Origin of the sequence: Mycoplasma enhydrae, from assembly GCF_017116825.1 — a bacterium.
Taxonomy (GTDB): Bacteria; Bacillota_I; Bacilli_A; order Mycoplasmatales; family Metamycoplasmataceae; genus Metamycoplasma; species Metamycoplasma enhydrae.
Window position 1 is genome coordinate 18,523 of record NZ_JAFIRD010000006.1, and the last position, 12,631, is coordinate 31,153.

A 12,631-nucleotide genomic window follows, 5' to 3' on the forward strand; every position below is an offset into this window, starting at 1 on the left:
GTATTTAAGTTATATTACTTTTAAAGTAATAAATAACTAGAATAATTATATTGTTATTTCATCATAGTCAAAATTTTTAGAGTTTTTAATATCATTGCCATAAATTGAATTTAGTTCAGATATTTTAATAATTTTTTTAGCATCATCGATTTTTTTAATTGTTTTATTATCTAATAATATTACTTTTGAATTTAAATAAAGGGCATGGTTGGGATTATGGTCTGACATTATGATTGTTTTTCCACTTGCTTTTAATTCATTTATCATTTTTAGAACCATATTTTGATTTTTTAAATCCAAGGCACTAGTAGGCTCATCTAAATAGATAATACTTGTATCCTGTAATATGGCAGCACAAATTTCAATAATTTGTTTTTGACCGCCTGATAATTCAATAACTAAATTATTTATATAAGCATCCATGTTAACTTCTTTTAATAAAGCAAGGATTTTTTCATTGTTTCGAGTCTTTTCACTTTCAAAAAACTTATATTGATTAACGAAGCTAAATTGTAAATACTCTAAAACACTGAACTCTGATATATTGTTAGTGCTTTGAGATACATAACTAAATAATTTAGATCTATCTTTTATGGAAATATCATTTAAATCTTTGTTATTTATCAAAATTGTATTTTTATCAATTTTTTCTAGTCCTGCTAGACATCTTAATAAAGTACTTTTACCTGAACCATTTATTCCTAATAAAACATAAATTTCGTTTGGCTCAATAGTAAAATTTAGATTTTCTAAAATGTTATCTTTTTTATATTTAAAAGAAAAATTTCTAACTTTGATCATACAAAATTCTCCTCTTGGATTGTATTATTAGAATGACGGCTAATAAAGTAGCTCCTAAAATACCAGAAATAGCAGAAATAGGAATTTCAGATTCGATTAAAGATCTGGAAAATATATCTATTAATACCATTGTGCTTCCGCCTATTGTCAAAGAAAATGGAATGGTAATTTTAGTATTATTACCAAGCATTAATCTAATAATATTAGGTATTACTAAACCAATTCAAGATATATTTCCAACAATACTAATGGAAGCGGCAGTTAAAAAAGTGGCTGTTATTATAATCGCTCATCTATAAGCTTTATAATTTATACCTTTCGATTGTGCTTGTTCGAAACCTAATCTAATAATATTTATTTTTCATCTGATTAGTAATAAGAAAATGACGCATACTAAATATATTGGTAAAAATAAATATACATTAACAATTTTGGCATTAGAAAAACTTCCTAATAATCAAAATACAATGGTTGGTAATTGTGTTTGCTCATTAGCAAAAGATTTTATTAGACTAACAACACTTGACATTAAACTTGAAATAATAATTCCTGACAAGATTAAAGATAAATTTGATTTTGACCGAAATACTTTGGACAAGAATATAGTTAAAAATATAGTTCCTATCCCAAAAATAAAAGCCATAATGCTAATTCCTATGCCTCATGCTATTCCAGATCAACCTAAAATAATTGCTATTACAGCTCCGACACTAGAACCTGAAGAAACACCTAAAATTCCTGGAGAAACTAAGTTGTTTTTAAATGTTTCTTGATATGTTAGCCCGCTTAGTGTTAAAGCTCCTCCTACCATAAAAGCAATTAAAGTTCTAGGCAATCTTAGTTTTATAATTACTACATAATCATTATAGTTTTGAGAATTAATTTTATTTGTTATAACCAAAAAGAAGTTTTTTAAAGAAACATTATATCTTCCAACTAACAAAGACAAAATTATTATAAAAAATGAAAATAAGACTGTTATTGAAAAAATAATTGCTCTTATTTTCTTCTTTTTATTAATTAATATTTGCGCGTTGTCCATTTTTAATTTTTTCGATTTCTGTAGCTGTTAAATCATAATTGTAATAATACTTGTAGCTATCTTTAATCATTTTATCAATGTCAAATTTAAATTTTTCTGGTCAAAAATAATTAGCTAATGCAGCTAGATATATCATATTTTCTACACCTAATTGTTCAAATGGAATTATTCCAATTGGAATATTAAAAATCTTTTTGTTTTTTACTGCATTTAATTGTGAGTATTTTGGGTCTTTCAACAAAATTTCCTTATTTTGATTTTGATATTGACCTCCCAAAATAAAATAATCTGGATTATCCTTAATTAATTGTTCTTCTGTAATAGTAGAATCATTACTTTGATATTTTGAAGGTAGATAGTTAACTTTTAGCAATCTCATAAATGAACCTTGAATTGATAAATCTGGTTCAGTATAATTAATGCCCTTGTTTTTCTTATCACCTCTTACATAAAATACATTTTTTGTGGGGTTTTCATCTTTTAGTTTCATTTTAATTTCATCAATGATTTTTTGATAATCTTCTTTTCATTTATTAGCTTTTTTAATTAAATTATCATCATCTGGGAAAATTTTTGTAATAATATCACAATATTCAAAAAGGTAATCATCATAATTTGGGTAATGATATTGGCTTATAATCATTGTTGATAAATTAGCATCTTTAGTTTTATTAAAGTTATTTTGGTCAGGAGAAATAACTAAATCATAAGCTTCTTTTAAATAAGATTCTTTGTTAATTTTGTATTCTAAACTCTTATAGTTTTTAGAATATGGAATTATTTTAGACAACCATTCATTGTCTAAAAGACTTTTATAAATGGCCGATATGTTTTCGTGTTTATTAAAAGCAACAAGCATTCCAAATCCTGATCTAGCAGGAATGGCAATTTTAGTTGGGTTTATTGGTATTGAAACATTGTTTCCTTTAGAATCAATAATTTTTATAAATTTTTTTGATATTTTATCTTCATTGTCGCATTTTGAAGCAATCACAGGAATTGCAGCTGCTGATAAAGATAAAAATGGTAATATACTTTTTAATTTAAGCATATTTTTATCCTTTCAAGTATAGTTTTTTAATAACATAAATATTATAGTATATATATATATATATATATATATATCAATTTTGGTAGTTTTTTGTATCTAATAATAGTATCAGCAATTCTAAAAATAAACTAAAAACCAAGCCATTAAAAGACTTGGTTCTTAGTGATTGTAGACATATGGTGCGGATGAAGGGAATCGAACCCTCGTATTCAGATTGGCAACCTGATGTTCTACCATTGAACTACATCCGCATGGTGCAAGTGATGGGAATCGAACCCACGTATTCAGCTTGGAAGGCTGAAGTTCTACCATTAAACTACACTCGCAAATTGCTTAATTATTATATAACATTTAGATTTAAAAATTATGAATATTTTATATGAAAAAAGACATAACAAAAAAGTTAGAGCTAAAATGCCTTAAACTTTTTTGTGTATTTTTAACTAAGATTAAAATCTTAGTGATAAACAACTTAGACCACCGTCTAATTTTTTGTACTCTGAAGTATCGCAAACAACTACTTTATATGGTTGACCATCTGACTTTTTAAGGTTTTTAACTTTAGCTAATAATTTAGGATATCCTTCTGGAACTATAACAGTTTCATTAACTCAAATGCAATTTGCTGCATATCCTTCATCTGGTGTAACTACAATTTGATTAAAATCTTTAAATGTCGGATAATCTAAAAATTCTCCCGAAATTAATAAATTGTTGTGTTCTAGATAATTAACTCCTGTTTTTAAGTGTAGCATTTCAGTCATTGGAACTGGGATACATTTTTTGCCTATACTTGCTAAAATGTTATGGAATTGTCTAATACCTTCACTATTTGTACGGTCTGACATTCCTACAAAATAGGTATCGCCAACCATCATAACATCCCCACCATCTAATGTTCCAGGTGAAACAATTTTTTTAATTTTGTCTTCTGGAAAATACTCTTTTAGAATAGGTAGCATAAAATCTTTTTCACCATTTCTTGATTTTGCTCCTGGATTTGTTAAAATGGCTAATTCTCTTCCTGGAACAATTACAGCTGCATCTTCCACAAAACATGAATCCGGATAGTCTTCCAGTTTTTCAGCTACTCTTACTTTCAAGCCTGCATCTTCTAAAGCCTTAATGTAAGCTAAATGTTGTTTTTTTGCTAATTCATAGTCAGGTTTGCCTAGCTCTGGTGCTGATGTAATACCATTAACCATTGAACTTGCCGGTGTTCTAACTATAATGTCACTAAATTTTTTCAATATTCATTTTCTCCTTTTTTTATCTTTTACTACTTTTATTATATACGGAATATTGTTATAAAGTGCTTAATAATAAAATATTTATATTTTATATATGCAAAAAAACTAAAAAATAAAGCCAAAAAGGAAATAAAAAAATGGCGATCGTGGCAGGATTCGAACCTGCGACCACATGCTTAGAAGGCACGTACTCTATCCCCTGAGCTACACGACCGTTGCATATAATATTTTAGCACAAAATTGTTTTACAAACGATTTTATTAAGTGTTTTTTTAATAAAATCAAACTCTAAAATTAGCGATTAATTAAAAATTTTGTTATTTGTCAATTAATAGTGTAATTTGTTGTAACATTAATTAATCTTTATTAGAGGAGGAAAAATGAAAAAGAAAGTATTAGCAATAGGCTCAACTATGTTATTCATGGCACCTTTAGCTGCAATTTCTTGTGTTGATGTATCAGTTAAGGGCGAATTTAAAAAAACGGCAGTTGAATTTAGAAATTTAGCCTCAGGTCATTATCCAATTTCTAGCAACCAAATTAATTTATACTTCAAAAGAGGAAATAAAAATTCAATTCCTTATGTAGCAATTGAAGATATGTCAAAAACTTTAAGAGGCTTTTATAAAAGAAGTTATTGAAATAAAAAATTATATTCAAAAGAAGGTAAAGTTAGATATGACGCTTCTGGACTAAGTATTTTAGGTTTTAATAGTATAGTGTTTGATTTTGTTAATGACACCATTGAAATAGATTCACCATACTTTTTCCAAACTTTAGTTAGAAATTCTAGCCAGACAAATTATTCTAGACAAATTAAAACTAAGGGTGAAGATATTAAAGAACAATCAACAAAATATGTTTATGATTTAGGCAAATATCACATTGATATTGTTTATGAAAATTCGAAAACTTTAATTCCATTTAGTGTTTATAATACTCTATTTTGTAGTCAAAATTATTACAACATGTACTTTAATGGTGATACAGTTCTTGGAACATTTTTTGATTTAAGTGACAGAACTCAAGGAATTGAAGAATTTAAGTCTCAAGGAAGCATATGATTATCTCAAAAAGCTCAAAATGATTATCAAAGATTGGATAACTATTACAACTTACTATTTACATTAGATCATTTCTACGGTTTAAAGAAAATTAAAAATATTGATAGTTTTGAAAAATTTATTGATAAAGACCAAAAAGCTCTTTTAATTTCAAATGACCCAACTAAATATAATGAAGCATACTCTAATTTGTTTTATAAAAAATTAAATGAACTACATACTAGCTTAAGAATGTATGGTTTCCATACTAATCCAACCCAAAAAATTGATGATGCTGCAAGAAATAAGAGTGAAGAATTTAAAGAATCAACTAGAATAAGCAATAAGCTTAAGCAAGCTCGTAAAACGTTGCAAGAACAACATGATGCCAAAAAATTCTTAATTAAAGATAATACTGCTTATATTATTTTTGATGAATTTCATGCTGCTGCTGATAAAGATCTAAAATTACCTGATTATGGTAAAGATACATTTGAAACTATTAGAGAAAAATTAGATACTATTGCAACGAAGCACCCTCAAGTGAAAAATGTTGTATTTGATATTTCACAAAATGGTGGGGGAAATATTGGAGCAATGCTAAGAACACTTGGCTTACTTACAAACAAAGACATTAAAACTCATTCTCTTGATACTTTATGAAATATAAACTCAACCACCACATATCAAATTGATGCAAACAAAGATAATAACTTTAATGACGATGATGCTTTCAGTCAATTTAATTACTTTATTTTAACTGGCAAAAATACCTTTAGTGCCGCTAATATGTTTGCAGCCGCTTCTAAAGAACTTAAAATCGCTAAAATTATTGGTCAAAAATCAGGTGGTGGAACTGCATCTATAATACCTATTGTTTTACAGGATGGTACTTCAACAATTATCAGTTCACAAGATACAGGTTGATTTATCAATGATGATAAAAAACAAGACCTAGAATTTGGTGTTCCTGTTGATATTGAAATATCATATGATGATTTTTATGATTTAAATCTTTTAGTTACTGAAATTAATAAATAGCAATTACACATTTAAAATGTATTTTAAAAACCCTGACATTAAATGCTGTCAAGGTTTTTTAAAACTAAAAATTTTCTTTTATTTTTTTAGCAAGTTTTAAACTTATTACTTTGGATAGTTCTTCTAAAGAAGCTTCAATGATATTATTATATGTTCCAAAAAAATCTAATAGTTTATTAATAGTTTTTTCTCCTATACCATTAATATTTTTTAAGGGGTTATTAAACATTTTAGAACGATGTCTTTTATTAAAATAATTTTTGGCATATTTATCCACTTCAATTTGAATTGAGCCTAAAAAATTAAATACATCTTCATACGGTATATTAATTTCTTGATTATTAATATCAACTAAAACTTTAGTGCGGTGTTTATCATTTTTAATTAAACCAAAAATAGGTTTATTTAAATTGTATTTTTGACATACCCTCTCAACTTCATTAATTTGGTTTTGATTACCATCAACAATAATTAAATCTACTAATTTGTGATACTCACTTAAAAAAGTTTTAGCATTTTGATACATATATTCCACATCAGCATTACGAGAGTTGTTTTTTGTTAATATAAATGCTCTACTTAAAGCCTTGGATAATAATCCGTTAATATAAACACAGGCTTGTCCAACTACCTCATCAGTGCCTTTTAAAAAGGAATTATCAAATATAACTAGTTGTTTTGCACTAATGCCAAGAATTGAAGAAAGCCGTTCAATAGTAGTTTCAAGATTTTTTTGCTTAGTAATGAAATTTTGAATTTTAGCTTGTAAATTGCTTCTAGCATTATCATTTGCTATATCAACTAAAGTTCTATATTGCTTAGTTAATTGTGTCTTAATTAAATTAATTAAATCTAGTTCACCAAAAATATAATTTTCTGGAACTAAAATAAAATCTGGCAATTCATTAAAATGATAATAGTGGTTAAGAAACTCATTGATACTTGTTTCTTTTGAGATTTTAATCTCTGAAGCAAAATCAGTTTTATTAATTAAAGCTGAACTACGATAATTCATAATAGTAATAAATAAAATTGAATCTTGTTCAAAAAAACCAATAACATCAAAATTTTGATTTGTTTTTAGTTCAATATTTTGAGTGTCATCTTTTTTAGTTATTAGTTGCAAAACATCATTATATTCTTTGGCTAAATCATATTGACGGTTGCCAATTGCTTCTAAAATTTTGTTGTCTAATTCTTTTTTAAAAGATCTATCGAATTTCATAAGCTTTTTAGCTAATTCAAAGCGTTCGTTAATAAATTCTTGAGATTGTTTTTTAACAATCATTCCATCTTTAGATAAAAGCAAATGAATTAGGTATTTTTCTAGGGGTTTATATGAAATATTAGAAACCAAAGGACCATAAAAAATTGTGTCCTTGGTTTTTTTATATTTAGACACTATTTTAATTACCAATTCATGTTTAGTTTTTTTAATACATAAATAAGGAAAAGATGTTTGGGAAGGATATAGGACATTATAAAATGGTTTATATTTTAAAATGCTTTGTCTTTCAAACATTAAAGCTTCTTTTTCGGTGTTTAGAACTGTAATTTCAAAAGATGCTATCTCCTGTAGCATTTTGGGTGTTTTATAAGAATTAAGCATTTGCGGATCAAAATATTGTTTCATCCTTGCTTTTAGGTTTTTGGCTTTACCTACATATATAATTTGGTCATTTTTATCTTTTCAAAAATAAACACCAGGCTTAGAAGGTACATTAGCAATTTCAGTTTTATCTATCATATTTATTTTAAGTTTTTATATTCTTTTAGAATGCCAATTATTAAATTTAGTCTCTTAAATGGATCAATATCAAAATCAGAAATAACATATTCAAACGTTTTGTCATTGTAACCACCAAGTTTTGGCATTTTAATGTTAGGATCTCATTTTAAATTAATATATTTATCAGGTTTTAGCTTAGCTATAAAGCTGCCATCAAAATCATATAATGGTTTTCAAGATATATTTAAAGAAGCATTAAATTTATCGTTTTCTCATGAATCATAATAAAACTTACAATTCAAACCATTATTTTGAGCAAACGATACTAGCAGTGCATAATTCATTCCATCTAGTTTTAATGGAATTAAAGCATAGTGTTCAAATAAGTATTGTTTTTTAATAACATCTTCTATTACTAAAACCATATATGGGTGGGTTACATTTTTAATTTTGTTAAAATCCGCATCATTTAATTTGAAAATAATGCTTTTATCAAGTAAATTTGAGTTTTTGTTCATGTCTTCTAGTTTTAAAAAAGAATTTAGTTCTTTTTCATTTACATATAGTTTTTGTAATATCTCTTTATCTTCAGGTGCTAAAAATACTTCGCCAAGCTCTAGTTTTGTATAAATTTCAACATTTTCAATAATTTCATTTTTATCAGTTGCTAGCACATTTACTGTGTGCCGTTGATAATGAGGGTATTTATTTCAACGATCAATTGTAAAAAGTTCTTCTTTTGAAACTTCAAAAAGCCAGCCATCAATGTGACCCGAATTATCTTTTTTTATTAAAAAATTATTTTCCGAATCTATGCATTTAACATAACCATTTAAAATGGCTGGTCTTTTTAGAGTGTGTTTTGAAATAAATTTTTCATAAAATCTTGGGTCTTGAATTGTGGCATATCCAAAAATATATATTTTATTGTTTTCCATAAATTATTTTCCTAACTTTAACATTTAAATAATATAAATTAATTAATAAAAATTATATCAAATGCTTGAGAGTTTAATATCTTTAAATGTTTTGAGACTAAAAATACTATAATTAATTAATATTTAATATTAAATTATTAATAATAAATAGAAAGGTTTATATTATGATAAATGAAAAACTGCTAAAAAAATTTAGCGAAAAATATAATTCAGATGCTACTAATAAAGCTGTTGAAAATGCAGTGGCCAAAGTAGGAATTAAGGAAGCTTCAACTAATCAAGAAGTGTTGAGAAGACATAATTTTCAATTTTCACATACCACTAAAAAAGGTAATGTAACAGAACAAAAACAAAGTGGAAGATGTTGAATGTTTGCTGCTCTTAATACAGCAAGAGTAAAAACTATGGAAAAGTTTGATTTAAAAACAACAGAGTTTTCGCAGACATACACACTTTTTTGAGACAAACTAGAAAGATCTAATTATTTTTTAGATGCCATAATTGATACTGTAAATGAACAAACAGATTCAAGGGTAGTAAGTCATCTATTAAAATCACCATTAGAAGATGGTGGACAATGAGATATGTTTAGTGCTATTTTAAATAAATATGGAATAGTACCTAAAGATCATATGCCTGAAACTTTTAGTTCTTCTAATACATATAATATGAATTCATATTTGGTTTCAATGCTAAGATACTTTGCTTTTGAAATAAGAGAAGAATATAAAAAGTCAAAAGATCTTAATAAACTTAATGCTTTAAAAGAAAATTATTTATATTATGTATATAATATTTTAGTTAAATCTTTAGGAAATCCTCCTAAAGTAGTTAACTTTGAATATGAAGATAAGGATGGAAAATATCATAGATTAGAAACCATGAGTCCTCAACAATTCTTTAAAAATGTGGTAGGCTGAAACTTGGATAATAAGGTTAGTGTAATAAACTCTCCAACTATAGATAAACCATATAATAAAACATATACTATTAAATATTTAGGAAATGTAGTAGAAGGCAAACAAATAAAACACTTAAACTTACCAATAAATGAATTAAAGAAAATGGCTATTGAATCAATTAAAAATGGTGAACCTGTTTGATTTGGATGTGATGTTGGTAAAATGAGCCAAAGTATTGTTGGGATTATGGATCATGAAATGTTTAAATATGAAGATGTATATGGTTATTTTCCAAAATGAACAAAGGGCAAGAGATTAGAATATGGCGAATCATTACTAACTCATGCAATGGTGTTTACTGGCGTTAATTTGGATAAAGAAGGCAATCCTATAAATTGACAAGTTGAAAACTCTTGAGGTACTAAGATTGGACGTGAAGGAGTATTTTCAATGTCAGACCAATGATTTGATGAATTTACATATCAAATAATGATTGATAAAAGTTATCTATCAAAAGAAGCTCTAGACATTTATGAAAACTCTGAAGTAATAACTGTAGCACCTTGAGATCCTATGGGTGCATTAGCAAAATAATTAACCTTTATTTAGTTTTTTAAAAAAGCATATTTTTATATTGAAGCCTATATTTAGCCTATTTTTAAGCATTTAGTGTTTTAAATATCAATAAAACAACAAAAAACTTAAAAAAAAAAAAAAACATATAGTAAAATAATGGCTTGAAAGGAAAAATTATGAAGAAAAATAAAAAAATATTATTCTCATTAATGGGAGTAGCTTCAGCTGCAGTTGTTCCTCTTGCAGCAGTATCATGTTCAAATACTGCTAAAAAAGAATTCGAAAAAACTTTAAAGAAAGTTGAAGATAAAATCAAGGCTTCAAAACTTGAAGATGCTACTAAAAAAGCATGAATAGATTCAGTTGCTGCAGCCAAAAAAGTTATAACAGACAAAGGCGACAAAGTTACTGATGATGAATATAAAGCACAAACAGAAGCTCTAAATGCAGTTTTAAAACTAATTGAAGAAGCTGAAAAGAAGACTCCAGAAAAGAAAGATAAATAGTCTTAATATATATAATAAAAACATCTCCACACAAACGAGATGTTTTTATATTTCAAAATTTCTCAAGCAAAAAAAATTGATTTAGCCTTTTAAAGCTAAATCAACCTGTTTTATTTTATATTAAATTCTTAAACATTAAAGAAGTTTTCATCAAGCGTATTATCATTGTCAGTTACGAAAGCTAGCATTTTTTTAAACTCTGCTTGAATGCCTGAATATGAATAAGGTCATAAAAATCCTGATTTTTTTATTGTGTTTACTTGTTGTTCAGTGTACGATCTTTCATTAGGCGGAGTTGTGTTTATAAGTTCATCAAAAAATGGGGATAAAATTTTTGTTAATTCTTTTCATTCATAAACAATCTCTTTTTGAACTTGAATATTAGAAACGAACTCTTTAATGTTAAATTGTTCTAGGCTTTTCTTTACGTATTCAAATGCCTTAGAATTATTTCTGAATGCTGTAATTTTTTGTATAAAGTCCTTATATATAGGATTGTTTTCATCAATCGTTGATTTTGGAAAATGATTTCATTTTTTGTTATTTCAGGTATCTGCAAGTGTAGAATTTCCGAATTGATTAATAAAGAAAAGTGCTTTTGAAAGTAAATTGAAATCAAAATATTGATCAACAACTCTAGCTGTCACTTCACGTTTGTCAATCTTAATTTGTTTATCACTGATATCCTCACCTCGGCCAAGTATTGCATCATAAGTAACATCATAACTGATAAGTGCTCCATGTTTGTTAGAAGATAATTTAACTATAAAATTCGAAGTACTTTTATATTCGCCCGTAGGTGAAGATTTATTGAAATTTCAAATTTGATATTTATATTGGTCCAAATACACATCGCTAGCAACAATATTATTACCATGGCCATAGCGATTTAATCTTTGAAACATGGCGTTAAGGGTATCTCTTGTTAAAAACTTTTCTTTTAAAAATTTATTATTATATTCCAATTCAATTTTTGGAATATATTTTTGAAGTCCAGTAAGCTCAGCTGTTTGATAAGTTTTATCATTAGCACTATTATTATGATCAATTATTTTATAAGCAATTGTAATGCTACCTTTATTTTCATTAGGAGAAATAAATCATTTTTTAAATTCCATTCCTTTAGGTAATTGGACAGGCATATTTTTTAATCTTACATCATCAACACTTAATTGCGAAAGTCTATTTTTTTTATCCAACACTTCTCATAAGTTTGCAGAAGCAAATTTTCTATAATTTTGTTCAATTCATCTTTTACGGTTTTCATTGATTTTTGCTTTTAGACCCATAGGGTAATGGTGTTTTGAATTATAACTCGAATTACCTTCATTATATATTCCAGTAGATCTACTAATCCTTGTATATAAATTAAGTACTATTGTATCTTCATCAAAAACTTCAATACTAAATAGCTCTTCATCTGGTAATAAATCATTATCTCATTCAAAATATTTTTTCAAAGTATTAATGCGTTCTTGACTAGAACCGCCAGATAATAGACCATTTTTGACATCTTCTAATGAATCTACTACATCATTTTTTGGTCTGAAGTTTTTAAATATAGTTGCTACATATGGTTGCGTTGTTAGTTTATATTCTTTTCAAATTAAAACACCTTGATTGTTATTAAGAAGTATTTTTAATCTTATATATACTGAGCCACTTAAATCATCAATGGTCATTCTTTCTACTAATGCCTGATATTTAGTTGGATCAATTTGAAATTCAAAATCACTTTTAGTTATAAATCTA

At 26.5% G+C, this 12,631-nt stretch carries 10 protein-coding genes and 3 tRNA genes; 3 read left to right on the forward strand and 10 right to left on the reverse strand.

Annotated elements, in window-relative coordinates:
- Positions 1-45: 45 nt before the first annotated feature.
- The 7 genes from JXZ91_RS02640 to JXZ91_RS02670 form a co-directional block, all read right to left on the reverse strand.
- Entirely contained in the window at positions 46-801 is a 756-nt protein-coding gene (locus JXZ91_RS02640) for an ABC transporter ATP-binding protein (RefSeq protein WP_205851469.1), read from the reverse strand.
- Positions 788-1,843, reverse strand: coding sequence for a FecCD family ABC transporter permease (locus JXZ91_RS02645; RefSeq protein WP_205851470.1), 1,056 nt, complete (start codon positions 1,841-1,843; stop codon positions 788-790). The genes JXZ91_RS02640 and JXZ91_RS02645 overlap by 14 nt, the downstream gene beginning before the upstream one ends.
- Positions 1,818-2,894 carry an ABC transporter substrate-binding protein gene (locus JXZ91_RS02650; protein ID WP_205851471.1) on the reverse strand — a complete coding sequence of 359 codons (1,077 nt, stop codon included), beginning with the start codon at positions 2,892-2,894 and terminating at the stop codon, positions 1,818-1,820. Before JXZ91_RS02650 ends, JXZ91_RS02645 begins: the two co-directional genes overlap by 26 nt.
- 177 nt (positions 2,895-3,071) lie before the next feature.
- Positions 3,072-3,145 (reverse strand) — tRNA-Gly (locus tag JXZ91_RS02655).
- Between the two features lies 1 nt (position 3,146).
- A tRNA-Gly gene (locus JXZ91_RS02660) sits at positions 3,147-3,220 on the reverse strand.
- A 123-nt stretch (positions 3,221-3,343) separates the two neighbouring features.
- Positions 3,344-4,144 (reverse strand): dimethylarginine dimethylaminohydrolase family protein, encoded by an 801-nt coding sequence (locus tag JXZ91_RS02665; RefSeq protein ID WP_263752832.1) that lies wholly within the window; start codon positions 4,142-4,144, stop codon positions 3,344-3,346.
- A gap of 138 nt (positions 4,145-4,282) precedes the next feature.
- Positions 4,283-4,358 (reverse strand) — tRNA-Arg (locus tag JXZ91_RS02670).
- 166 nt (positions 4,359-4,524) lie between these two features.
- Here JXZ91_RS02670 and JXZ91_RS03730 point away from each other — a divergent pair.
- Positions 4,525-6,228 carry a S41 family peptidase gene (locus JXZ91_RS03730; RefSeq protein WP_205851472.1) on the forward strand — a complete coding sequence of 568 codons (1,704 nt, stop codon included), beginning with the start codon at positions 4,525-4,527 and terminating at the stop codon, positions 6,226-6,228.
- Between the two features lie 64 nt (positions 6,229-6,292).
- Here the strand turns inward: JXZ91_RS03730 and JXZ91_RS03735 are convergent, their stop codons facing one another.
- Together JXZ91_RS03735 and JXZ91_RS02685 are read right to left on the reverse strand one after the other, a co-directional pair.
- The gene (locus tag JXZ91_RS03735; RefSeq protein ID WP_205851473.1) at positions 6,293-7,975 is read right to left on the reverse strand and encodes a GIY-YIG nuclease family protein; all 1,683 of its coding nucleotides are present in this window, start codon (positions 7,973-7,975) and stop codon (positions 6,293-6,295) included.
- Positions 7,976-7,977: 2 nt separating this feature from the next.
- Entirely contained in the window at positions 7,978-8,895 is a 918-nt protein-coding gene (locus JXZ91_RS02685) for a gamma-glutamylcyclotransferase family protein (RefSeq protein ID WP_205851474.1), read from the reverse strand.
- A 164-nt stretch (positions 8,896-9,059) separates the two neighbouring features.
- Between JXZ91_RS02685 and JXZ91_RS02690 the strand changes: the two genes are divergently transcribed.
- Positions 9,060-10,391: a C1 family peptidase gene (locus JXZ91_RS02690; RefSeq protein ID WP_205851475.1), complete on the forward strand. Its 1,332-nt coding sequence runs from the start codon at positions 9,060-9,062 to the stop codon at positions 10,389-10,391.
- Positions 10,392-10,549: 158 nt separating this feature from the next.
- Complete coding sequence (locus JXZ91_RS02695) at positions 10,550-10,879, forward strand: Vmc-like lipoprotein signal peptide domain-containing protein (protein ID WP_205851476.1); 330 nt, start codon at positions 10,550-10,552, stop codon at positions 10,877-10,879.
- A 128-nt stretch (positions 10,880-11,007) separates the two neighbouring features.
- On the opposite strand, the gene JXZ91_RS02700 is transcribed toward JXZ91_RS02695, so the two are convergent.
- Positions 11,008-12,631, reverse strand: a 1,624-nt coding sequence (locus tag JXZ91_RS02700; protein ID WP_205851477.1) for a hypothetical protein, incomplete at its 5' end; no start/stop codon positions are given.